General features: G+C 62.0%; 29 protein-coding genes. 1 reads left to right on the forward strand and 28 read right to left on the reverse strand.

Features of this window, described 5'->3' with window-relative positions; all coding sequences use genetic code 11:
- Positions 1-200 precede the first annotated feature (200 nt).
- The 22 genes from ACSQ12_RS15325 to rpsJ all read right to left on the reverse strand — a co-directional run bounded on the left by ACSQ12_RS15325 (position 201) and on the right by rpsJ (position 12,180).
- Complete coding sequence (locus ACSQ12_RS15325; protein WP_436067011.1) at positions 201-770, reverse strand: adenylate kinase; 570 nt, start codon at positions 768-770, stop codon at positions 201-203.
- A 5-nt stretch (positions 771-775) separates the two neighbouring features.
- Positions 776-2,086 (reverse strand): preprotein translocase subunit SecY, encoded by a 1,311-nt coding sequence (gene secY / locus ACSQ12_RS15330; protein ID WP_209743105.1) that lies wholly within the window; start codon positions 2,084-2,086, stop codon positions 776-778.
- Positions 2,087-2,272: 186 nt separating this feature from the next.
- Positions 2,273-2,767, reverse strand: coding sequence for a 50S ribosomal protein L15 (rplO, locus tag ACSQ12_RS15335; RefSeq protein ID WP_011692793.1), 495 nt, complete (start codon positions 2,765-2,767; stop codon positions 2,273-2,275).
- Complete coding sequence (rpmD, locus tag ACSQ12_RS15340; protein ID WP_011692794.1) at positions 2,768-2,974, reverse strand: 50S ribosomal protein L30; 207 nt, start codon at positions 2,972-2,974, stop codon at positions 2,768-2,770.
- Positions 2,975-2,977: 3 nt separating this feature from the next.
- Positions 2,978-3,655, reverse strand: coding sequence for a 30S ribosomal protein S5 (gene rpsE, locus ACSQ12_RS15345; RefSeq protein WP_436065960.1), 678 nt, complete (start codon positions 3,653-3,655; stop codon positions 2,978-2,980).
- Between the two features lie 26 nt (positions 3,656-3,681).
- Entirely contained in the window at positions 3,682-4,065 is a 384-nt protein-coding gene (gene rplR / locus ACSQ12_RS15350; RefSeq protein ID WP_011692796.1) for a 50S ribosomal protein L18, read from the reverse strand.
- Positions 4,066-4,067: 2 nt separating this feature from the next.
- On the reverse strand, positions 4,068-4,604 hold the full coding sequence (gene rplF / locus ACSQ12_RS15355) for a 50S ribosomal protein L6 (protein ID WP_028269576.1): 537 nt from the start codon (positions 4,602-4,604) through the stop codon (positions 4,068-4,070).
- 18 nt (positions 4,605-4,622) lie between these two features.
- Positions 4,623-5,021: a 30S ribosomal protein S8 gene (gene rpsH, locus ACSQ12_RS15360; RefSeq protein WP_011692798.1), complete on the reverse strand. Its 399-nt coding sequence runs from the start codon at positions 5,019-5,021 to the stop codon at positions 4,623-4,625.
- Positions 5,022-5,107: 86 nt separating this feature from the next.
- Positions 5,108-5,689, reverse strand: coding sequence for a 50S ribosomal protein L5 (gene rplE / locus ACSQ12_RS15365; protein WP_011692799.1), 582 nt, complete (start codon positions 5,687-5,689; stop codon positions 5,108-5,110).
- A complete protein-coding gene (rplX, locus tag ACSQ12_RS15370; protein WP_011692800.1) occupies positions 5,689-6,048 on the reverse strand; it encodes a 50S ribosomal protein L24 in 360 nt (119 codons plus the stop codon). The genes rplE and rplX overlap by 1 nt, the downstream gene beginning before the upstream one ends.
- A 3-nt stretch (positions 6,049-6,051) precedes the next feature.
- The gene (gene rplN, locus ACSQ12_RS15375) at positions 6,052-6,420 is read right to left on the reverse strand and encodes a 50S ribosomal protein L14 (protein WP_003803789.1); all 369 of its coding nucleotides are present in this window, start codon (positions 6,418-6,420) and stop codon (positions 6,052-6,054) included.
- 404 nt (positions 6,421-6,824) lie between these two features.
- Positions 6,825-7,133 (reverse strand): 30S ribosomal protein S17, encoded by a 309-nt coding sequence (gene rpsQ / locus ACSQ12_RS15380; RefSeq protein WP_011692801.1) that lies wholly within the window; start codon positions 7,131-7,133, stop codon positions 6,825-6,827.
- A complete protein-coding gene (rpmC, locus tag ACSQ12_RS15385; RefSeq protein WP_011692802.1) occupies positions 7,130-7,459 on the reverse strand; it encodes a 50S ribosomal protein L29 in 330 nt (109 codons plus the stop codon). The genes rpsQ and rpmC overlap by 4 nt, the downstream gene beginning before the upstream one ends.
- A gap of 2 nt (positions 7,460-7,461) precedes the next feature.
- Positions 7,462-7,878 carry a 50S ribosomal protein L16 gene (gene rplP, locus ACSQ12_RS15390; RefSeq protein WP_011692803.1) on the reverse strand — a complete coding sequence of 139 codons (417 nt, stop codon included), beginning with the start codon at positions 7,876-7,878 and terminating at the stop codon, positions 7,462-7,464.
- Positions 7,879-8,712, reverse strand: coding sequence for a 30S ribosomal protein S3 (gene rpsC, locus ACSQ12_RS15395; protein ID WP_011692804.1), 834 nt, complete (start codon positions 8,710-8,712; stop codon positions 7,879-7,881).
- Positions 8,713-9,078 carry a 50S ribosomal protein L22 gene (gene rplV, locus ACSQ12_RS15400; protein ID WP_003803798.1) on the reverse strand — a complete coding sequence of 122 codons (366 nt, stop codon included), beginning with the start codon at positions 9,076-9,078 and terminating at the stop codon, positions 8,713-8,715.
- A gap of 38 nt (positions 9,079-9,116) precedes the next feature.
- The gene (gene rpsS, locus ACSQ12_RS15405; RefSeq protein ID WP_011692805.1) at positions 9,117-9,398 is read right to left on the reverse strand and encodes a 30S ribosomal protein S19; all 282 of its coding nucleotides are present in this window, start codon (positions 9,396-9,398) and stop codon (positions 9,117-9,119) included.
- 12 nt (positions 9,399-9,410) lie between these two features.
- The gene (gene rplB, locus ACSQ12_RS15410; RefSeq protein ID WP_104172031.1) at positions 9,411-10,250 is read right to left on the reverse strand and encodes a 50S ribosomal protein L2; all 840 of its coding nucleotides are present in this window, start codon (positions 10,248-10,250) and stop codon (positions 9,411-9,413) included.
- Positions 10,251-10,279: 29 nt separating this feature from the next.
- Positions 10,280-10,585, reverse strand: coding sequence for a 50S ribosomal protein L23 (gene rplW, locus ACSQ12_RS15415; RefSeq protein ID WP_011692807.1), 306 nt, complete (start codon positions 10,583-10,585; stop codon positions 10,280-10,282).
- The gene (gene rplD / locus ACSQ12_RS15420; RefSeq protein WP_011692808.1) at positions 10,582-11,199 is read right to left on the reverse strand and encodes a 50S ribosomal protein L4; all 618 of its coding nucleotides are present in this window, start codon (positions 11,197-11,199) and stop codon (positions 10,582-10,584) included. The genes rplW and rplD overlap by 4 nt, the downstream gene beginning before the upstream one ends.
- A 4-nt stretch (positions 11,200-11,203) precedes the next feature.
- Positions 11,204-11,854 (reverse strand): 50S ribosomal protein L3, encoded by a 651-nt coding sequence (rplC, locus tag ACSQ12_RS15425; protein ID WP_011692809.1) that lies wholly within the window; start codon positions 11,852-11,854, stop codon positions 11,204-11,206.
- Between the two features lie 17 nt (positions 11,855-11,871).
- Positions 11,872-12,180 carry a 30S ribosomal protein S10 gene (gene rpsJ, locus ACSQ12_RS15430; protein ID WP_003803825.1) on the reverse strand — a complete coding sequence of 103 codons (309 nt, stop codon included), beginning with the start codon at positions 12,178-12,180 and terminating at the stop codon, positions 11,872-11,874.
- Positions 12,181-12,592: 412 nt separating this feature from the next.
- Here rpsJ and ACSQ12_RS15435 point away from each other — a divergent pair, with 412 nt between their 5' ends.
- Positions 12,593-14,020, forward strand: a complete 1,428-nt coding sequence (locus tag ACSQ12_RS15435; RefSeq protein ID WP_436065961.1) for a GH1 family beta-glucosidase — start codon at positions 12,593-12,595, stop codon at positions 14,018-14,020.
- A gap of 8 nt (positions 14,021-14,028) precedes the next feature.
- Here ACSQ12_RS15435 and ACSQ12_RS15440 read toward each other — a convergent pair whose 3' ends face one another.
- The 6 genes from ACSQ12_RS15440 to rpsL form a co-directional block, all read right to left on the reverse strand.
- Positions 14,029-14,154, reverse strand: a complete 126-nt coding sequence (locus ACSQ12_RS15440; RefSeq protein ID WP_280872676.1) for a hypothetical protein — start codon at positions 14,152-14,154, stop codon at positions 14,029-14,031.
- Between the two features lie 38 nt (positions 14,155-14,192).
- Positions 14,193-18,092, reverse strand: a complete 3,900-nt coding sequence (locus tag ACSQ12_RS15445; protein WP_436065962.1) for a hypothetical protein — start codon at positions 18,090-18,092, stop codon at positions 14,193-14,195.
- A 436-nt stretch (positions 18,093-18,528) separates the two neighbouring features.
- Positions 18,529-19,719, reverse strand: a complete 1,191-nt coding sequence (gene tuf / locus ACSQ12_RS15450; protein WP_003803827.1) for an elongation factor Tu — start codon at positions 19,717-19,719, stop codon at positions 18,529-18,531.
- Positions 19,720-19,981: 262 nt separating this feature from the next.
- The gene (gene fusA / locus ACSQ12_RS15455) at positions 19,982-22,096 is read right to left on the reverse strand and encodes an elongation factor G (RefSeq protein WP_436065963.1); all 2,115 of its coding nucleotides are present in this window, start codon (positions 22,094-22,096) and stop codon (positions 19,982-19,984) included.
- Positions 22,097-22,165: 69 nt separating this feature from the next.
- Entirely contained in the window at positions 22,166-22,636 is a 471-nt protein-coding gene (gene rpsG / locus ACSQ12_RS15460; RefSeq protein ID WP_026531948.1) for a 30S ribosomal protein S7, read from the reverse strand.
- Between the two features lies 1 nt (position 22,637).
- Complete coding sequence (gene rpsL / locus ACSQ12_RS15465) at positions 22,638-23,012, reverse strand: 30S ribosomal protein S12 (protein WP_009358312.1); 375 nt, start codon at positions 23,010-23,012, stop codon at positions 22,638-22,640.
- Between the last annotated feature and the right edge of the window lie 155 nt (positions 23,013-23,167).

Consider the following 23,167-nt stretch of genomic DNA (forward strand, 5'->3'; position numbering starts at 1 on the left):
TCCCAGGTCTCTGATCCATTCTCCCGCACCTGCGAAGCTGCTTGGGACAGGGAGTGCCGTCCGCCGTGGTCGGCAAACGCCTGGGCAGCGGCTTCCGGCACAAGAAAGGGCGCGTCCCGTACACGAAGGTACGGGACGCGCCCTTACTGGCACTGGAGTCAAGCCTGGTCCGGCGGCCTCGGTGCTCGGCTAATCCTGGATCAGGCTGCCTGCGCTGCCTTGATCGCCTGCATCACGCGGTCGGTGACCTCGTCGATGCCGCCGATGCCGTCAACCTGGGTCAGGATGCCACGCTCGGCATACTTGGCCACAACGGCCTCGGTCTGCTCGTGGTAGAGGTCCAGCCGGTGGCGGATGACGGCTTCATTGTCGTCGCTGCGGCCGGTTTCCTTGGCACGGCCCAGGAGGCGCGTGACGAGTTCCTCGTCATCGGCGGTCAGCTGCAGGACGACGTCCAGCTTCTGCTCACCGGTGGCCAGGATCTCATCGAGGTAGTCCACCTGCGCAGTGGTGCGCGGGTAACCGTCCAGCAGGAAGCCGTTTTCGACGTCGTCCTCGCTCAGGCGGTCGCGCACCATCTTGTTGGTGACGCTGTCCGGCACGAAATCGCCGGCATCCATGTATTTCTTGGCCTCGACGCCCAGCGGCGTCTCACCCTTGACGTTGGCGCGGAAGATATCGCCGGTTGAGATCGCAACGACGCCGAGGCGCTCGGAGATCCGATCCGCCTGCGTTCCCTTGCCGGACCCGGGAGGTCCGATAATCAACATTCTCGTCATCGCAAAAGCCCTTCGTAGTGACGTTGTTGTAGCTGCGCGTCAATCTGCTTGACCGTTTCCAGGCCAACGCCCACCATGATCAGGATCGAGGTGCCGCCAAACGGGAAGTTCTGGTTGGCATTGATCAGGACCAGGGCGACCAGCGGGATCAATGCCACGAAGCCCAGGTAGAGGGCGCCGGGCAGGGTGATCCTGGAAAGGACGTACTGCAGATAGTCCGCCGTCGGCTTGCCGGCCCGGATGCCCGGGATGAAGCCGCCGTACTTCTTCATGTTGTCGGAAACCTCTTCAGGATTGAAAGTGATTGCGACATAGAAGTAGGTAAAGAAGACGATCATGGCGAAATAAAGCGCCATGTAGATAGGGTGGTCACCCTTCGTGAGGTTGTTGTTGATCCACTCAACCCAGGGCTGCATCGCTTCGCCCTGCTTGGGCTGGTTGAACTGCGAGATCAGGCCCGGCAGGTACAGCATCGAGGACGCGAAGATGACGGGCACGACGCCGGCCATGTTCACCTTGATGGGAATGTACGTGCTGGTGCCTCCCACGGTCCGCCGCCCGATCATGCGCTTGGCGTACTGCACGGGAATCCTGCGCTGGGACTGCTCCACGAAGACCACAAGGGCGACGGTGAGCAGGCCGATCACCAGGACCATGAAGAAGGTGCCAGGGCCCTGGGCCTTCCAGATGGCACCCAGGGAGGTCGGGAAGCCGGCAGCGATGGAGGTGAAGATGAGCAGCGACATGCCGTTGCCCACGCCCTTCTCCGTCACGAGCTCGCCCATCCACATGATCAGGCCGGTACCGGCCGTCAGCGTGATGATGATGAGGATCGTGGTGATGACGCTCGCGTCGGGGATGATGTCCAGCTGGCAGTTGGGCAGCAACTGGCCGGAACGCGCCAGCGACACCAGCGTCGTGGCGTTCAGCAGCCCCAGGGCAATTGTCAGGTACCGCGTGTACTGGGTCAGCTTGGACTGCCCCGATGCGCCTTCTTCATATAGCTGCTGGAACCGGGGAATGACCACCCGGAGCAGCTGCACAATAATGCTGGCCGTGATGTACGGCATGATGCCCAGCGCGAAGATGGACACCTGCAGCAATGCACCGCCACTGAACAGGTTGACGAGCTGGTAGATCCCGCCCGAGGTCTGACCGTTCTGCAAGCATTGCTGGACATTCTGGTAGCTCACACCAGGCGAGGGGATGAAGGCACCCAAGCGGAAGATTGTGATGATTCCCAGCGTGAACAACAACTTGCGTCGCAGATCAGGCGTGCGAAAGGCCCGGCCAAATGCGCTAAGCAAGCGTCCTCCTGTTGTGTTAATAAAGTCGTGTGAGATAGGTCAATAAAACCCAACAACCGAGTCTAACGGGTTGATGCGCCCCGCGAACAATCGGTGAGGTCCCAAATGAGAAAAAACTCCCGGTACGCAGGGCCTGGGCCCCGCGTACCGGGAGTTCACAACGGGCGTCTGCCCCGCCGTCCTCTATTAGAGGGCGGTGGTGCTGCCGCCTGCTGCTGCAATCTTTTCTGCGGCGCTGGCCGAGAATGCGTGGACCGTGACGTCAACCTTGACGGTGATGTCGCCGGTGCCCAGCACCTTGACGGGCTGGTTCTTGCGAACGGCACCCTTTTCGACCAGGTTCTCCACGGTGACTGCGCCACCTTCCGGGAACAGCTCGTTGAGCTTGTCCAGGTTTACAACCTGGTACTCAACCCGGAACGGGTTCTTGAAGCCGCGCAGCTTCGGCAGGCGCATGTGCAGCGGCAGCTGGCCGCCGGCAAAGCCAGCCTTGATCTGGTAACGGGCCTTCGTACCCTTGGTACCGCGACCAGCGGTCTTACCCTTGGAACCTTCACCACGACCAACACGGGTCTTGGCGGTCTTGGCACCCGGGGCGGGACGCAGGTGGTGAACCTTCAGTGCGTTCTGCTTCTCAGCAGCGGCGCCCTGTGCCTTTTCGGCGGTGTTCTTCTCTGCCATTTACTTCGCCTCCTCTACCTTTACCAGGTGCGGAACCGTGTTGAGCATACCCACGGTCACGGCGTCGGCGGTGCGGACAACGGTGTGTCCGATCCGCTTGAGGCCGAGGGACCGAAGCGTGTCGCGCTGGTTCTGCTTGCCGCCAATGGCGGACTTGATCTGAGTGATCTCCAACTGAACGTCAGAGGGAATCAGGTTCTTAGCCATGACTCAGACACCTGCCTTCTGGTTCATGAGCGCCTTCACCATTGCGGGCGGAGCGATCTCATCGAGCGGGAGGCCGCGGCGTGCTGCCACTGCTGCCGGCTCTTCGAGGCGCTTCAGCGCATCAACGGTCGCGTGAACGATGTTGATGGCGTTGGAGGAACCGAGCGACTTGGAGAGGATGTCGTGGATACCCACGCACTCCAGTACTGCACGGACCGGACCGCCGGCGATAACACCGGTACCGGCGGAAGCCGGACGCAGCATTACGACGCCTGCAGCGGCCTCACCCTGAACACGGTGCGGGATGGTGCTGCCGATGCGGGGAACGCGGAAGAAGGACTTCTTGGCCTCTTCGACGCCCTTTGCGATAGCGGCAGGAACTTCCTTAGCCTTGCCATAGCCAACGCCGACCATACCGTTGCCGTCACCGACAACGACGAGGGCGGTGAAGCTGAAGCGACGACCACCCTTGACGACCTTGGAAACGCGGTTGATGGTTACAACGCGCTCTACGAACTGGCTCTTTTCGGCTTCGCGGCCACCATCGCGGCCACCACGGCCACCACGGTCGCCACGGCCCTGGCCGCGGTCGCCACGCTCGCCACGACGAGCGCCGCGGCGGTCGTCAGTGGTAGCAGGCGCAGCGGTCTCAGTTGCCGGAGCAGCTACAGCTTCAGTCACCTGAATGTCCTTTTCGTTATTTTCGGTCACAGTGACAGCCCACCTTCACGTGCGCCGTCAGCGACGGCGGCGATCCGGCCGTGGTACTTGTTACCACCGCGGTCGAAGACAACAGCTTCGATACCGGCAGCCTTGGCACGCTCGGCGACCAGTTCGCCAACGCGCTTGGCCTTGGCGGTCTTGTCACCGTCGAATGCACGAAGGTCGGCTTCCAGTGTGGACGCGCTCGCTACGGTCAGGCCCTTGGTGTCATCGACAACCTGGACGAATACGTGGCGTGCGGAGCGGTTGACGACCAGGCGAGGGCGTACAGCCGTTCCGGAGATGCGCTTGCGGATACGAAGCTGGCGACGGCTGCGTGAAGCAGACTTGCTCTTGTTCGTACGCTTCTTGTTAATTGCGATGGCCATGGTTACTTACCAGCCTTTCCGACCTTGCGGCGGATGACTTCGCCGGCGTAGCGGATGCCCTTGCCCTTATAGGGGTCCGGCTTCCGCAGCTTGCGAATGTTGGCAGCAACCTCGCCGACCTGCTGCTTGGAGATACCTGAAACAGAGAGCTTGGTCGGGGTCTCTACTGCAAAGGTGATGCCGTTCGGTGCCGAGACGTTAACCGGGTGGCTGTAGCCCAGAGCGAACTCCAGGTCAGAACCCTTGGCCTGGACGCGGTAACCGGTACCGACAATCTCAAGCTTCTTCTCGTAGCCTGCGGTGACGCCCTGGATCATGTTGGCGATCAGGGTGCGGGTCAGGCCGTGCAGCGAACGTGAGGCGCGCTCGTCGTTCGGGCGGGCGACAGTCAGGGTGCCATCTTCCAGGGTGACCTCGATCGGGCTGGCCACAGTGTGGCTCAGCTCGCCTTTGGAACCCTTGACGCTGACGACAGAGCCGTCAACCTTGACCTCAACGCCGGCAGGAACGGTGATGGGGAGACGTCCAATACGTGACATTATTCTCTTCCTTTCCCGTTACCAGACGTAAGCGAGGACTTCGCCGCCCACGCCCTTCTTGCCGGCCTGCTTGTCAGTCAAGAGGCCGGAAGAGGTGGACAGGATTGCGACACCCAGGCCACCGAGCACGTGCGGCAGGTTGGTGGACTTCGCGTAAACGCGGAGTCCCGGCTTGGAAATACGACGAACGCCAGCGATTGAACGCTCGCGGTTCGGACCGAACTTGAGCTCGAGGGTCAGCTTCTTGCCAACCTCAGCGTCTTCTTCTTTCCAGGAGGCGATGTAACCTTCGGCCTTCAGGATGTCGGCAACGCGTGCCTTGAGCTTGCTGTACGGCATAGTCACGGTGTCGTGGTATGCCGAGTTTGCGTTGCGCAGACGCGTAAGCATGTCTGCGACGGGATCTGTCATGGTCATGTTGGGCTCTTGCCCTTCCTCATAACGGTTTCCGCCCTGCCATCCCCTGGGGGAAGCGGCAAGGCCGGACCTTCTATGTAGCTAGATTAAGCTTCGGTCTTGAACGGGAAACCAAGCGCCTTGAGCAGCGCGCGGCCTTCGTCGTCGGTCTTGGCAGTGGTCACGACGGTGATGTCCATACCGCGAACGCGGTCGATGGAATCCTGGTCGATCTCGTGGAACATAACCTGCTCGGTCAGACCGAAGGTGTAGTTGCCGTTGCCGTCAAACTGCTTGCCACTGAGGCCCCGGAAGTCACGGATACGCGGCAGAGCCAGCGTGACCAGACGGTCCAGGAATTCCCACATGCGGTCTCCACGCAGAGTTGCGTGTGCACCGATGGGCATGCCTTCGCGCAGCTTGAACTGTGCGATCGACTTGCGGGCCTTGGTTACCTGCGGCTTCTGACCGGTGATCAGGGTCAGATCGCGGACAGCGCCGTCGATCAGCTTGGAGTCCTTAGCGGCATCTCCAACACCCATGTTCACAACGACCTTGACCAGACGGGGAACCTGGTTGACGTTTTCGTACTTGAATTCCTCGATGAGCGTGCTCTTGATGGAATCCGCGTACTTGGTCTTCAGACGAGGAACGATCTTGCTTGCCGGAGTCTCGAGAGTCTCAGTCATTAGATGTCCTTCCCGGAGCTCTTGGCCACGCGTACGCGCACTTCACGCTTCTTGCCGTTACGTTCAACGGTCTCGGTACGGAAACCGACGCGAGTGGGCTTCTTGGTGGACGGGTCAACCAGGGCCACGTTGGAGATGTGGATGGAAGCCTCGACGACCTCGATGCCACCGGTCTTGGTGCCGCGCTGCGACTGACCGACCTTGGTGTGCTTGGTTACGCGGTTAATGCCTTCAACCAACACGCGGTTGGTATCGGGGAATACGCGCAGAACCTTGCCCTGCTTGCCACGGTCGCCGCCGCGCTCAGCCTTGGCGCCAGTGATGACCTGAACGAGGTCACCCTTTTTGATCTTAGCCATGGACTAGAGCACCTCCGGAGCCAGAGAAACGATCTTCATGAACTTCTTGTCACGGAGTTCACGACCAACCGGTCCGAAGATACGGGTACCGCGGGGGTCACCGTCGTTCTTCAGGATCACAGCTGCGTTCTCGTCAAACTTGATGTAGGAACCATCCGCACGGCGGCGTTCCTTCTTGGTACGGACGATGACAGCCTTGACGACATCGCCCTTCTTTACGTTGCCGCCCGGAATTGCGTCCTTGACGGTAGCGACAATGACGTCGCCAATGCCTGCGTAGCGACGGCCAGATCCACCGAGAACGCGAATGGTAAGGATTTCCTTAGCACCCGTGTTGTCGGCGACCTTGAGTCGCGACTCCTGCTGAATCACTATTTACTCCTTGCGTCGCGCTGGTTCTCAGACCGAAAATCTTCCTACGGAATGAGCCTTGCGGAACGGTTGATCGGGGTGTCTCTTGACCTGCCTGGATTTTGCCAGACCAGGCCTAAACTCCCGTGCCAAAAACATTTGCTTCCCAGGCGGTTCCGACGGATCGGGGCGCAAGGGGGCACTATGCCGTGGCACGATTGTTTACGAGGTTGATGACGGCGCACGAACGGCGCCATACAAACTCAAAATCTTAGCACGTTTTGGGCCAATCCCCATATCACAGCCACGGTGCCGGCGCACGGCACGGCGGTACCCCCGGGCTGCTCCCCCGCTGGGCACCGCGGACACGGAGAAGCCCCCGCTCCCGCAAGGGGAACGAGGGCTTCTCGGCATTTCTGCAGGTGTTACTTAGCCTTCTCGAGGATCTCCACCAGGCGCCACCGCTTGGTAGCGGAGAGCGGGCGGGTCTCGGCGAGGAGAACGAGGTCGCCGATGCCGGCGGTGTTCTCTTCGTCGTGAGCCTTGATCTTCGTGTTGCGGCGGATGACCTTGCCGTAGAGGGCGTGCTTCACGCGGTCTTCAACCTGGACAACGATGGTCTTTTCCATCTTGTCCGAGACGACGTAGCCGCGCTTCGTCTTACGGTAACCGCGCTCGTCAGCCTTGGCTGCGCCGGAAACAGTTTCCGTCACGTTCTCGTCCTTTTCACTCACTTGGCATCCTCCTCGGTCTCAACCGTTTCAGCCTTGTCGGCCTTCTTGGTTGCAGCCTTCTTGGATTTCTTTTCTTCCTTGGCTTCCACAACCGGTGCGGCAACCTCGGCACGAATGCCCAGCTCGCGCTCACGAAGAACGGTGTAGATGCGGGCGATGTCCTTCTTTACCGCGCGCAGACGACCGTGGTTCTCCAGCTGACCGGTGGCGGACTGGAAACGCAGGTTGAACAGCTCTTCCTTGGCCTTGCGGAGTTCTTCAACGAGACGCTCGTTGTCGAAACCGTCCAGCTGTGCGGATGCAAGTTCCTTGGATCCTACTGCCATTTCTACTCACCACCTTCGCGACGCACAATGCGTGCCTTCAACGGCAGCTTGTGGATTGCCAGGCGCAGTGCCTCGCGAGCTACCTCTTCACTGACACCGGAGAGTTCGAAGAGAACCCGGCCCGGCTTGACGTTTGAGACCCACCATTCCGGAGAACCCTTACCGGAACCCATACGGGTTTCAGCAGGCTTCTTCGTCAGCGGACGGTCCGGGTAAATGTTGATCCAGACCTTGCCGCCACGCTTGATGTGGCGGGTCATCGCGATACGGGCAGATTCGATCTGACGGTTCGTGACGTATGCCGGGCTCAGAGCCTGGATGCCCCACTCACCGAAGGAGACCTTGGTGCCGCCCGTAGCAGCGCCGGAACGACCCGGGTGGTGCTGCTTACGGTGCTTGACTCGACGTGGGATAAGCATTTAAGCCTGTCCTCCTTCTACTGCCGGTGCAGCTGCCTCAACCGCAGGAGCTTCAGCAGCAGGTGCTGCTTCGGCTGCCGGGCGGTCGGTACGACGACGGCGGTCACCACGGTCAGCGCCACCCGGGCGGCCCGGACGATCGCTGGCACCACGGCCGCGGGACGGAGCAGCAGCTGCCTGCTGAGCCAGTTCCTTGGAGGTGACGTCACCCTTGTAGATCCAGACCTTCACACCGATGCGGCCGAAGGTGGTCTTGGCTTCGTAGAAGCCGTAGTCGATGTTCGCACGGAGGGTGTGCAGGGGCACACGGCCTTCGCGGTAGAACTCCGAGCGGGACATTTCAGCGCCACCCAGTCGACCGGAGCAAGCGATACGGATGCCCTTGGCACCTGCACGCTGTGCGGACTGCATTGCCTTCTTCATTGCACGGCGGAATGCCACGCGTGAAGTCAGCTGCTCCGCAACGCCCTGGGCAACAAGCTGTGCTTCCATCTCGGGGTTCTTGACCTCGAGGATGTTCAGCTGAACCTGCTTGCCGGTGAGCTTTTCGAGCTCGCCGCGGATGCGGTCTGCTTCAGCACCGCGGCGGCCGATAACGATGCCCGGACGTGCCGTGTGGATATCCACGCGGACACGGTCGCGGGTGCGTTCGATCTCAACCTTGGCGATACCGGCGCGCTCCATGCCCGTGGACATGAGCTGGCGGATACGGATGTCTTCGCGAACGAAGTCCTTGTACCGCTGGCCGGCCTTGGTGCTGTCAGCAAACCAGTGCGATACGTGATCGGTGGTGATGCCGAGTCGGAACCCGTGCGGGTTAACTTTCTGTCCCACTTAGCGAGCCTCCTCTTTCTCCGGGGTAGCGACTACCACGGTGATGTGGCTCGTGCGCTTCTTGATCTGAAATGCACGACCCTGGGCACGCGGCTGGAACCGCTTCATGGTCGGGCCTTCATCAACAAACGCTTCGCTGATGATGAGGTCACCTTCGTCAAACGCCACGCCGTCGCGGTCCGCGAGGACCCGGGCGTTGGAGATTGCCGACTGAACTACCTTGAATACCGGCTCAGAAGCTGCCTGGGGGGCAAACTTCAGAATTGCCAGAGCCTCGTTCGCTTGCTTACCACGAACAAGGTTGACGACGCGCCGGGCCTTCATAGGCGTTACGCGGATGTGACGCGCAATTGCCTTGGCTTCCATTGCTTTCCTTCTCTCGTCTTTGACGTAAGTGCAGGCGCCTAGCGGCGCTTGCCCTTACGGTCGTCCTTGACATGGCCGCGGAATGTCCGCGTGGGAGCGAATTCGCCGAGCTTGTGCCCGACCATCGACTCGGTGACAAACACCGGAATGTGCTTGCGTCCGTCGTGCACGGCGATCGTGTGCCCGAGCATGTCGGGAATGATCATCGAGCGGCGGGACCAGGTCTTGATGACGTTCTTGGTGCCCTTTTCGTTTTCCCTGTCCACCTTTACAAAGAGGTGCTGGTCAACGAAAGGACCTTTTTTCAGGCTGCGTGGCATGTGTCCAGGCTCCTATCGCTTGTTCTTGCCAGTACGACGGCGACGAACAATAAGCTTGTCGCTCTCTTTGTTGGGACGGCGGGTGCGACCTTCGCGCTTACCGTTGGGGTTGACGGGGTGACGTCCACCGGACGTCTTACCCTCGCCACCACCGTGCGGGTGGTCAACCGGGTTCATCGCGACACCACGGACGGTCGGGCGAACGCCCTTCCAGCGCATGCGGCCGGCCTTGCCCCAGTTGATGTTCGACTGCTCGGCGTTGCCGACCTCGCCGATCGTTGCGCGGCAGCGCACGTCAACGTTGCGGATTTCGCCGGAAGGCAGACGCAGCTGGGCGAAGCGGCCTTCCTTGGCAACGAGCTGGATCGATGCGCCGGCGGAGCGGCCCATCTTGGCGCCGCCACCCGGACGCAGTTCAACTGCGTGGATAACGGTACCTACCGGGATGTTGCGCAGGGGCAGGTTGTTGCCAGGCTTGATATCAGCGTTGGCACCGGCCTCTACGAAGTCACCCTGGGACAGCTTGTTCGGGGCGATGATGTAACGCTTGGTGCCATCAACGTAGTGCAGGAGGGCGATGCGAGCCGTACGGTTCGGATCGTACTCAATTTCGGCAACGCGGGCGTCAACGCCGTCTTTGTCGTGGCGACGGAAGTCGATCAGACGGTACTGGCGCTTGTGGCCACCACCCTTGTGACGGGTCGTGATCTTACCGGTGTTGTTACGGCCGCCCTTTTTGGGCAGCGGACGTACCAACGACTTTTCCGGCGTCGACCGCGTGATTTCAGTGAAGTCCGCTACGCTCGAGCCGCGACGGCCCGGGGTAGTCGGCTTATATTTACGGATTCCCATAATTCATTTCCTCGTTAAAGTGGTCTCCGCTACGCGAGCGGACCGCCGAAGATGTCGATCGTGCCTTCTTTGAGGGTCACAATCGCACGCTTGGTGTTCTTGCGGGTTCCCCAGCCGAATTTGGTGCGCTTACGCTTACCGGCACGGTTGATGGTGTTGATCGATTCGACCTTGACGGAGAAAATCTTCTCCACGGCCAGCTTGATCTCGGTCTTGTTCGAGCGGGGGTCCACCAGGAAGGTGTACTTTCCCTCATCGATCAGGCCGTAGCTCTTTTCCGATACGACGGGTGCAAGCACGACGTCGCGCGGGTCCTTGATGGTGGCTGCGCTCACTTGGCATCCTCCTCGTTCTTTGCCTTGGCGGCAACGAATGCCTCGTAGGCAGCCTTGGTGAAGACTACGTCGTCAGAGACGAGCACGTCGTAGGTGTTCAGCTGGTCTGCGTACAGAACGTGAACATCTGCGAGGTTGCGCACGGACAGTGCGGCAACATCGTTGGCGCGCTCGATGACAACGAGCAGGTTCTTGCGCTCGGAAACTCCGCGCAGCGTTGCCAGTGCTTCCTTGGCGGACGGCTTGGTGCCGGCTACCAGTTCAGCAACAACGTGGATGCGGCCGTTGCGGGCGCGGTCAGACAGTGCGCCGCGAAGTGCAGCAGCAATCATCTTCTTGGGGGTCCGCTGGCTGTAGTCGCGCGGGGTCGGGCCGTGGACAACGCCACCACCGGTCATGTGAGGAGCGCGGATTGAACCCTGACGGGCGCGGCCGGTGCCCTTCTGCTTGAACGGCTTGCGGCCTGCACCGGAAACTTCAGCGCGGGTCTTGGTCTTGTGGGTACCCTGGCGAGCAGCAGCGAGCTGTGCAACGACGACCTGGTGCAGCAGCGGCACGTTGGTCTGTACGTCGAAGATCTCTGCAGGCAGGTCAACCTTGACAGTGCTAGTCATTGAACTAGGCTCCCTTCACGGCGGTGCGTACGAGGACGACCTGGCCGCGGGCACCGGGAACGGCGCCCTTGATGAGGAGCAGCGACTTCTCGACGTCAACTGCGTGAACCGTGAGGTTCAGCGTGGTGTGACGAACGGCGCCCATGCGGCCGGCCATTTTCATGCCCTTGAAGACGCGGCTCGGGGTGGATGCGCCACCGATTGAACCGGGCTTACGGTGGTTCTTGTGTGCACCGTGGGAAGCACCAACGCCGTGGAAGCCGTGACGCTTCATAACACCGGCGAAGCCCTTACCCTTGGTGGTGCCAACGACGTCGATCTTCTGGCCGGCTTCGAAGACCTCAACAGAGAGCTCCTGGCCCAGCTCGTACTCGGCAGCATCTGCGGTACGGAGTTCGACAACGTGGCGGCGAGGCGTGACGCCTGCCTTTTCAAAGTGACCAGCCAGCGGCTTGGTGACCTTGCGGGGATCGATCTGGCCGTAGCCGATCTGAACGGCGACGTAGCCATCAACGTCTGCATTGCGCAGCTGGGTGATGACGTTTGAGTCAGCCTGGACAACAGTGACGGGGATGAGCTTGTTGTTCTCATCCCAGACCTGGGTCATGCCGAGCTTCGTGCCCAGCAGGCCCTTTACGTTACGGGTTGCGGTCATAGTCTCTCAGCACCTCCCTACAGCTTGATTTCGATGTTCACGTCAGCCGGCAGGTCGAGACGCATAAGCGAGTCAACAGCCTTCGGCGTGGGGTCGATGATGTCGATAAGACGCTTGTGCGTGCGCATTTCAAAGTGCTCGCGGCTGTCCTTGTACTTGTGCGGAGAGCGGATAACGCAGTACACGTTCTTCTCCGTCGGCAGCGGCACGGGGCCGACTACCGTTGCGCCTGCGCGCGTGACCGTCTCAACGATCTTCCGTGCTGAAACGTCAATGACCTCGTGGTCGTATGACTTCAGCCGGATGCGGATTTTTTGTCCCGCCATGTCGCCTGACTCTCTTTCAGTCTGTGCTTCCCCTGTTTGGGGCTGCCCTGTTTACTTACGCGTTGTGCGGCTGCCGAAGCATTTGAAGTCGTAACTACCACCCGCCGCACAAGCTGAATCCGGAAGAATCCGGGTTCCTCAACCTGCCGGCGTAACCGACCCCCGCGGTCGGGCGTGTCGCGCTGTGCGCGCGTACTCGTCCGCAATTCCATGGGGAGTGGGTTATGTTTGGTCTCCTACCTGGACCCTGACACCCGGCATTATCCGGATCGGGACGCGAAGGAGCGCTTGAACAACTCATCTAGTATGCCGGATTTTGCAGGCAGAAGCGAATCAGGATATGCCGGGCCCCTTCAGCACCCGGAGATGGCGGGTCATTGCCTTCAGCAACTGTCGAATGGATGATAGGGGCATGACTGTGCAGAACTCTGCGGCGTTGCAGAGCCTGGCCGAGCGGCTGGACCCGGAGTTCGTCCTGGGTGTGGCCGCCGCCGCGTTCCAGATCGAAGGATCCCTCAAGGCTGACGGGCGCGGCCCGTCCGGCTGGGACGCCTTCGCCGAGAAACCTGGCAGCATCATGGACGGGCACTCTCCTGCCATCGCCTGCGACCATTACAACCGTTCCGGCGAAGATGTGGCCCTGATGCGCGAACTCGGCGTGGACTCCTACCGGTTCTCCATTTCCTGGCCCCGCATCCAGCCGGACGGCCGCGGCTCTTTCAATAATCAGGGCCTTGATTTCTACGACCGGCTGATCGACCAGCTGCTCGACGCCGGCATCTCACCGATGGCCACGCTGTACCACTGGGACACTCCCCTGCCGCTCGAACACGGCGGCGGCTGGCTGAACCGCTCCACCGCGGAACGCTTCGCCGAATACAGCGCAGCAGCCGGAGAACGGTTCGGGGACCGCGTGGCGCAATGGGTCACACTGAACGAGCCGGTGTCGGTGACCCTGAACGGATATGCACTGGGCGTCCATGCCCCGGGCCACAATCTCCTCTTCAACGCCCTGCCGTCAATTCACCATCAACTGCTGGGGCACGGACTCGCCGTCCAGGCCTTGCGAGCCGCGGGCGTCACCGGGGCCATCGGCGTCACCAACCTGCACTCCCCCGTCCGGCCGGCAACCGGCAAGCCTGGCGACAGGATGGTGGCGCGAATCTTCGATATTTTGATGAACCGCGTCTACGCGGACCCCGTTCTGCTGGGCCGTTACCCGAAGCTGCCGCTGGTGGCCCGGCCATGGTTCCGCTCCATGGGCAAGATCTCCGACGCCGACCTCCGGACCATCCACCAGCCGCTGGACTTCTACGGGCTCAATTACTACTACCCCGTGAAAGTAGCCATGGGCCGGGGGCCCGTGAGCATACCGGCAAACAATTCTGCCGCGCTGGCCCAGTTGCCATTCCACGAAGTGGGCTATCCGGAGTACGAAACCACCGGCTTCGGCTGGCCTGTGGCCCCCAAACACATCGGCATCCTGCTCCGCGAAATGAAAGACCGCTACGGGGATGCTTTGCCGCCGCTGTACATCACTGAGAGCGGAGCGAGCTTCCCGGAGCCGGAGCATGTGACCGGTCCGATTGCCGACTCCAACAGAATCGAGTACCTCGCCAGCCACCTGGGCCATGCGCTGGCGGCCACGTCACCCGGCGGCCTGGCCGAGGACGTGAAACTCCTGGGCTACTACGTGTGGACGCTTCTGGACAATTTTGAGTGGGCCGCTGGGTACTCGCAGCGTTTCGGCCTGATCCACGTGGACTTTGACACGCTGGAACGGACACCCAAGGAGTCCTTCTATTGGCTCCAGGCGCTGAGCCGGGCCCGGAAAGCTTAAGCCCGGACCTACTGGTTCTTGTTGGCGCGGTTGATGCGCTTGGCGCGTTCGATCTCCTGGCGGAAGTGCTTCTTCGCCCAGAAGACGCCGACGACGACCGCAGCGGCAACCAAGAGGAAAATTAACCATTCCATGTTGCTGTCCTTTCGTTGTCAGCAACCTTACCAAGGCATCAAGAAGAACGATCCTGCCGCCCGTCGGGCGTCGGCTGCGGTTCGGGCAGGGACGCCGCATCAGCCGGCGCCACAGGCTTGGCACGCGACAGCTTCCACAAGGCAAAGACGATGAGCCCGACGGCGATCAGCGCCAGCAGGGCGAACGTGTAGGACCGAAGGGCCCACATCAGGCACAGCGAAACACCGGCGGCGCCCCACCAGACGAACATCCGCTCACCGATGAGCAGCCCGGACAGCAGGAGCGCCGCATGCAGTGCCAGGATCCACAGCTGCTGGCCGCCGGATCCGCCAAAGAGAATCCCCACGCCGCTCAGCCCGAGCAGGGCAGCGCCCGAAGCCAGCAGGATGCGCCCTGCCCTCCCGGATCCGATGGTATAGTGGGCCGCGGCCATGGCCGCGGCTAGCAGCACGTACCACTGCACCGCCCAGAACGGGGACTGGAGGTGGCCCTCCGTGACAAGTAGTGCACGCTGTACGGCAACCGTCACGACGAATGTGCCAATTTCGGCGGCCAGCCACCGCATCCCGACCGGAACTTCCCGGACGATCACGGCCACTGTCGCGGCCACCAGCAGGGACGCCGTCAGGGAGGTTGCGTCGCGCACCAGCCCGGCCAGGGCGGGCACGGCCAGGCCAAGCGCACCTGCGCACACCAGTGTCCGGCGTCGCACTCCGTCCTGGGCACTGAACGCGAAGCTGACCCCGTAGAGGACCGCGGCGGCCAGCCCGCAGCCGGCCAGCCATGGCAGGTAGGCTCCCCATACGCCCGGAGTGCCGCGAAACACGGTTTCGGCAATCTGTGTGGCCCCGGTCAGGACGAGTGCTGCGGAAGGCGGGTACAACAGCGGCAGGCGTTCCACGTGCGAGGCAGTGAACCCGGTGGCGGCCAGGACCAGAAGTGCGGCACCCGTGATCCAGTCCGCTGCCTGGGCGGCGGTCAGCACGGCGGCGACTGCAGGAACAGCCGCGCCGGTCAGCCAGAACCAGCGGTCTACCGCGGCCACTTGCTGCCCCTCGGGGCGCCGTCCTCCTAGAAGTCCGAAAGCGTTGAACGCGAGCGACACGGCAAGCAATGCCAGCGGAACGCCGGCCCGGCTGAGAAGTGGCGCTTCGAGGAAAGTTCCGGGCCCGAAGTGCAGCGCCGGTCCCGCCGCGACAATGCCGAACAGCGCTGCATACACACTCAGGTACAGCGCACCGCGTGCCGCGAACAGCCGATGGGCAGCGACCGCACCAAGCAACAGCAGAAGCAGTTCCGCCAGGACGACGCCGCGCCCGCCTTCGGCTGCGGACACAGCGGACGCACCGCCCCCCTGGACGAGATACAGCGCCGGCAGAAGCGCCTGCGCCGCCAAAGTAAGCCACACTGCGGCATCCTGGAACGGCACCTGCTCCAGACGGTGCCGCATGAACCAGCGGACCACGTGTTGGAAAGCCAGCACTCCTGCGAAGGTCAGCGACACTGCCGTGGCCGACGCCGTGACATCGTAGCTAAAGGCGATTGCCAAGGCGGCAGTTAGTATGCGCGCCGAAGCAAAGTACGCGCCCTTGGCCTGCCGCGGTTCCGCCGCGACAACCATGACCGCGCTGTAAACAGCGAAGATTCCGAGCAGGAGCTCCACGTCGGGCAAAATCCCGGCACTGCAGACCAGCAGGACGGCCAGCATGGACGGCGCGAAGGCTGAGGCCGCGGGCAGGTCGCGGAATACGTAGCCGGACGCGGCGGCACTGAGTGCCATGACGGTGATGGTCACGGTTCTCTGCCAGTCCGCTGCGCCGCCGAGGGCCGCTTCGGGCAGGATTACACCCAGCGCCAGCGTGGCGGTTTGCAGCACCAGGACCAGTGCGACGTCGGCTACCACGGCGTCCGGGGCACGGTCGCGGACTGCGGCCCCGAGCGGGAAAACGAGCTGGACTCCCAGGGCAACGATCAGGACCGTGGGCAGCGAGATGTCATCTCCGGCAATGACCAACGGCCCGGACTGCTTCTGAAGGTCACCGTAGGCCAGCGCCAGCAGCAGGGTTGCCGCTCCCCGCGTCATCCACCAGTAAGCCCAACGCCGGCTGATCGCAGCGGAGCGAAGCGCCGACGATCCCAGGTAAAGAACCACCAGCACAAGAAGGCCATTGGCGAGGCCTGGAGAGACCCCGGAGTAGGCCGTTATGACGGCGGTCAGCGCTATTGCCAGCGGCAGCCACTCCACTACCCCAGGCTGCCAGGTCGCGCCCGCTGCGGACCTCGGAAACAGGAGGGCCCCGGCCGCCAGCGAAGCCAGCAACTGGACGACCAGGGCTACCGCCGAAAGCACGTTGCCCGACGTGGAATCCGTGAGGGGCAAGGCCATAAGGCAAAGGGCGCCCGCGGCGGTAAACCCGGCAAGGGTGGGCACAGGCACCAGCACCGCGGCACCCGCCCGTTCCGCCACGGCCGAAGTCACCTGTTGGACCACAAGGCTGAGCGAGAGTGCGAAGACAGCCGCAGCAGGCGCTTCGTGGCTTCCCTCCATCACCGCCGTCACCAAAGCAGGAACAGCGAAGGTTGCGGCTACGCGCGCGGCAACGATAAAGTGCCGGCGCAGCCCCGGGCGGGATGGCATCGAGCGAACCGCCCAGAAGAGTGTCGCTGCCGCAAGCAGATTGAAGGCCAGCCAAGGGCCGAGCTGGAAGGTGGCGACGAGGCCGGTTGCCAGAGCTGCCGGAGGCGCCCATTCAGCGGCTCCCCCGGCTCTAACCGCGGTGTACATGCCAGTAGCGGTGCCGGCAAGAACCGCCCAGAGCAGCAAGTGCTCCGTGCTACCGGAAACCCGCATGACCATGATGATGACCAGCACCAGCTGCCCGCCAAGCGTAACGAACGAGTCGGCGGTCCAGTGGTGCCTGCCTGCCCGGGCCGGACTCCATCGCTGGAGAGGCGCTGCCGCCGCGATTACGGCCGCCGACTGAAGGGCAAGCAGGAATGCGCCCGTGAAAAGGGCCCAGACGAAACTGCCGGAGAGGTGCCACGCCCAGGCCGACGCCGCGACGGTCAGCGCGAGGCGCGCGCCGTAGATTTTCGCGAGTCGGTGCCCGGCGGCGGGCACCAAAGCCGCCACGGCGAAATAGGCTCCGCAGAGCGCCATGATCAATGCAAGCTCACCGCGCTCCAAACGCAAGGGAAGAAGCATCGCCGCGAGGGCGACGGCAGGAACAACGAAGGGGTCGAGAAGCATGATGGGACGCAGGAACAGAGGAGTGACCCAGCCGGGCTTCACTAGTGTCACCGCCGTCGCGGCCACGGCAACGCCGATCATGGCGGCGAAGTACCAGACGAGCGGAGCACCGAGCACGGAGACACCTGACCACGCCGTGGAGACCACGAAGGTGAGCGACAGATATGCAAGGACCCTGCTGTCCAGCCTGACGGCGGCAATCACGTACGCCAGCGTTCCAACGAGCGACGTGAGGAGCCATGCCAGCGGTGCGTCCTGCACGGCAAAGTTATACATCGCCAGGCCGGACACGGGGACCAGCGCCAGCCCAGTACCCGCGAACGCTACGGCGGCCGGCCGCAGCCTCGGAGCCTTGGCATGGATTGCCAGTCCGGCACCATAAAAGAGCACCGTGATGAGGCAAACCCCTGCGAAACGCAGCACGGCAGGGAGGCTGGTCCCCACAAAGAGCGCACCAGCCGCAACAAGCAACAGGCTCGCTACATAAAGCGTGACGTTGATGTTCTGGCGTTCGCGCCTCTCCTTGCGGGCCTGCAGTTCCTCCGCGGACTCCGCAACGAGTGACTCATCAGTAGCCGGCCCAGGAGCCGGAGGCGCGGCAAGTCCTCTCCGAGTGAGCGCGGCGTCGGAAGGCTGGCGCGGGGACAGCTCGACGGCCTGAAGCGAGGGCCGCGGGGACAGATCCACAGAGTCCGCATTAGGCGCTTCCGCTGCCGCGGGGCGGCTGGCCCAGGCTGTCCCGCGGACATTTGCAGCAGCGGCGGGAAGCCCAGCACCGGGTGTGCGCTGAACAGAGGCCGCGGTTGCGCAGTCGTTCCACCCCTGGACGTGCCCAGCCATGAAGCCGCTTCGGTAAGCCTCGGCGTTAGCGTCCCTGAGCTCTCGGATGGAGCGCCGGGAGGAGACCAACAGAACGGTGGCAATGATGAACAGAAACGTCATGAGGGCAGACCACATCAAGGTATTCCTTTCGGTGTCATTGCCGCCAAATGGACCACGGCATTTTATCCAGCGACTGGAATAACTCTAGCAAAAAACAGCCCCGCTGCGTAAAAACGCAGCGGGGCTGTTGATAAGTATCAGAGGTCCGTTAGCCGGCTCCCTGATCCTTGATCGTCAAGAACTACTTGATGATCTTGGTGACACGTCCCGAACCAACGGTGCGGCCGCCTTCGCGGATTGCGAAGCCGAGGCCCTCTTCCATAGCGATCGGCTGGATGAGCGCAACGGTCATCTCAGTGTTGTCGCCGGGCATAACCATTTCCGTGCCTTCCGGCAGGGTGATAACGCCGGTTACGTCCGTGGTGCGGAAGTAGAACTGCGGGCGGTAGTTGGAGTAGAACGGGTTGTGACGTCCGCCTTCGTCCTTGGAGAGGATGTAGACGTTAGCCTCGAAGTCGGTGTGCGGGGTGATGGAACCCGGCTTGACGACAACCTGGCCACGCTCTACGTCATCACGCTTCAGACCGCGGAGCAGCAGGCCACAGTTCTCGCCGGCCCATGCTTCGTCGAGCTGCTTGTGGAACATCTCGATACCGGTAACCGTGGTCTTCTGGACCGGACGGATGCCGACGATCTCGACCTCAGAGTTGATCGCGAGGGTTCCACGCTCGGCGCGGCCCGTAACAACGGTGCCACGGCCGGTGATCGTGAAGACGTCTTCGATCGGCATCAGGAACGGCTTGTCGCGGTCACGTACGGGGTCCGGAACGGACTCGTCGACAGCAGCCATCAGGTCCTCAACGGACTTGACCCACTCCGGGTCGCCTTCCAGAGCCTTCAGGCCCGAAACGCGAACGACCGGTGCTTCGTCGCCATCGAAGCCCTGCGAGCTCAGGAGCTCACGAACTTCCATTTCAACGAGGTCGAGGAGTTCCTCGTCGTCGACCATGTCAGCCTTGTTCAGTGCCACCAGCAGGTAGGGAACACCAACCTGGCGGGCGAGCAGAACGTGCTCGCGAGTCTGTGCCATCGGGCCGTCAGTGGCGGCAACCACGAGGATTGCACCGTCCATCTGGGCAGCGCCGGTGATCATGTTCTTGATGTAGTCAGCGTGACCCGGAGCGTCTACGTGTGCGTAGTGGCGCTTCTCGGTCTGGTACTCAACGTGGGAGATGTTGATGGTAATGCCGCGCTGACGCTCTTCGGGAGCAGAGTCAATCGACGCGAAGTCACGCTTCTCGTTGAGAGTCGGGTACTTGTCGTACAGCACCTTGGAAATGGCGGCCGTCAACGTCGTCTTACCGTGGTCAACGTGACCAATGGTACCGATGTTAACGTGCGGCTTAGTCCGCTCGAACTTTGCCTTTGCCACAGGTTCCTCCTAGAACGTTTTCAAATGACTTACCCTTCAGCTGCGCTTGTCGCGGCCGAAACTTCAGTAAGTCTACTTGGGGGGCTTTGGATTGGTGAAATTGCAGATTCAGGAACTAATACTAGTCCCTCGAGCCTGTTCGTGCAGATGGCCGGAGCCCGGCTTGACCGGACTGCATCTAACCGGGAACCGGCCACCTGCACCGGGTGAGTTTCCGAAATCGGAAATACACCCGAGTTTGTCGCTTTGAAAGTCCGGTGGACTACTCGCCGCGGTTCTTCTGGATGATCTCGTCGGCGACAGCCTTCGGGACCTCGGCGTAGCTGTTGAACGTCATGGAGTAAACAGCACGGCCCTGGGTCTTGGAACGCAGGTCACCGATGTAGCCGAACATGCCGGACAGCGGGACGTGTGCGCGGATTACCTTGACGCCCTGGGCATCCTCCATGGACTGCATCTGGCCACGGCGGGAGTTGAGGTCACCGATAACTTCACCCATGTATTCCTCAGGGGTGCGGACCTCAACATCCATCAGCGGTTCAAGCAGAACAGGGTTCGCCTTGCGTGCAGCTTCCTTGAAAGCCATACGGCCGGCGATCTTGAACGCCATTTCCGAGGAGTCAACATCGTGGTACGCGCCGTCAATCAGCGTGGCCTTGATGCCGACAACCGGGTAGCCGGCCAGGACGCCGTCGTTCAGTGCATCCTGGATACCGGCGTCGACCGACGGGATGTATTCGCGCGGAACGCGGCCACCGGTGACCTTGTTCTCGAACTCGTACAGCTCGCCTTCAGCGGTGTCCAGCGGCTCGATCGCAATCTGGATCTTTGCGAACTGGCCGGAACCACCGGTCTGCTTCTTGTGCGTGTAGTCGTGACGCTCTACAGCGCGCTTGATGGTTTCGCGGTAAGCAACCTGCGGCTTGCCAACGTTTGCCTCGACCTTGAATTCGCGGCGCATGCGGTCCACCAGGATGTCCAGGTGGAGCTCGCCCATGCCGGCGATGATGGTCTGACCGGTGTCTTCGTTGAGGGAGACCTGGAAGGTCGGGTCCTCAGCGGAGAGCTTCTGGATGGCCGTGGAGAGCTTCTCCTGGTCACCCTTGGTGTTCGGCTCGATGGCAACCGAGATCACGGGCTCCGGGAAGCTCATGGACTCGAGAACGATCTGGTTGGCGGAATCACACAGGGTGTCACCCGTGGTGGTGTCCTTCAGACCGATGGCTGCATAGATGTGGCCGGCGGTAGCGCCCTCAACAGGCATTTCCTTGTTGGCGTGCATCTGGAACAGCTTGCCGATGCGCTCCTTCTTGCCCTTGGTGGAGTTAACCACCTGGGCGCCTGCTTCCACGTGACCGGAGTACACGCGGATGAAGGTCAGCTGGCCGAAGAAGGGGTGCGCGGCGATCTTGAAGGCCAGTGCGGAGAACGGCTCTTCAGAAGACGGCTTACGAGTCAGTTCCTTCTCTTCGTCGCGAGGATCGTGGCCGATCATCGGGGGGACGTCGAGCGGGTTCGGCAGGTAGTCGACAACAGCATCCAGCATCGGCTGAACGCCACGGTTCTTGAATGCGGAACCGCAGAAGACCGGGTAGATCTCGGAGTTGATCGTCATCTTGCGGATGCCGGCCTTGAGCTCGTCGATGGAGATCTCTTCGCCCTCAAGGTACTTCTCCATGAGTTCTTCGGAGGACTCTGCAACGGTCTCAATGAGCGTTGCGCGGTACTCGTCAGCCTTCTCCTGGAGGTCAGCCGGGATCTCGCGGATCTCGTACTTGGCACCCATGGTGACGTCACCCTTGGCATCGCCGGGCCACACCAGTGCGCGCATGTAGAGCAGGTCGACGACGCCGATGAAGTCGTTCTCGGCACCGATCGGTAGCTGCATAACAAGCGGCTTGGCACCGAGGCGGCTGATGATGGTGTCTACGGTGAAGTAGAAGTCAGCGCCCAGCTTGTCCATCTTGTTGACGAAGCAAATACGCGGAACGTTGTACTTGTCAGCCTGGCGCCACACAGTCTCAGACTGCGGCTCCACGCCTTCCTTGCCGTCGAACACGGCAACTGCACCGTCGAGGACGCGCAGGGACCGCTCAACCTCGACCGTGAAGTCCACGTGGCCGGGGGTGTCGATGATGTTGATCTGGTTGTTCTCCCAGAAGCAGGTCACGGCGGCAGACGTGATGGTGATGCCGCGTTCCTTTTCCTGTTCCATCCAGTCGGTGGTCGAAGCGCCGTCGTGCGTTTCGCCGATCTTGTGGTTCACACCTGTGTAGAACAGAATGCGCTCGGTGGTGGTGGTCTTGCCGGCATCAATGTGGGCCATGATGCCGATATTGCGGACCTTACTAAGGTCGGTAAGCACGTCCTGTGCCACGGTGTCTCCCTTTCGGATGGACTACACGTTCGCCGCCGGCTCGTCAGAGCCGGCGGCGTCCGGGAAGTATTACCAGCGGTAGTGTGCGAAGGCCTTGTTGGACTCGGCCATCTTGTGGGTGTCTTCGCGACGCTTCACAGCGGCACCGAGACCGTTCGAGGCATCCAGGATTTCGTTCTGGAGACGCTCGGTCATCGTCTTTTCGCGGCGGGCCTTGGAGTAGCCGACCAGCCAGCGGAGGGCGAGGGCCGTGGAGCGGCCCGGCTTGACCTCAACCGGAACCTGGTAGGTTGCGCCACCGACGCGGCGTGAGCGGACCTCGAGGGAAGGCTTGACGTTGTCCATGGCCTTCTTGAGGGCTGCTACGGGGTCGCCGCCGGACTTTGCGCGGGCGCCTTCAAGGGCACCGTAAACGATGCGCTCAGCGGTGGACTTCTTGCCGTCTACCAGCACCTTGTTGATCAGCTGGGTGACCAGCGGGGAGCCGTAAACGGGATCTAGTACTAGCGGCCGCTTGGGGGCCGGACCCTTGCGAGGCATATTACTTCTTCTCCATCTTTGCGCCGTAGCGGCTGCGGGCCTGCTTACGGTTCTTCACACCCTGGGTATCGAGGGCGCCACGGACGATCTTGTAACGGACACCCGGGAGGTCCTTCACACGACCGCCACGGACGAGCACAATGGAGTGCTCCTGGAGGTTGTGGCCTACACCGGGGATGTAAGCGGTAACCTCAACGCCACCGTTAAGGCGCACACGTGCTACCTTACGCAGAGCCGAGTTCGGCTTCTTCGGGGTGGTGGTGTAGACGCGGGTGCAAACACCGCGGCGCATCGGGCTGCCCTTAAGCGCGGGAGCCTTGGTCTTTGAGACCTTAGGCGTGCGGCCCTTACGGACCAACTGGTTAATCGTAGGCACTCTCGTGTTCTCCGTTTTATCCGGAGCGGCCGCTGACAGCCGCTCTCCTTTTGCTTTGCCCCGCCGCCCGAGCTTTGAAGAATCTCCAGAGCAGCTGAGGCGAAGCCTTAATAGTCGGATCGCAGACCGGGACCCAGACTTACGTCATGATCGGT

The organism is Arthrobacter sp. LjRoot14, assembly GCF_964253905.1.
Classification (GTDB): Bacteria; Actinomycetota; Actinomycetes; order Actinomycetales; family Micrococcaceae; genus Arthrobacter.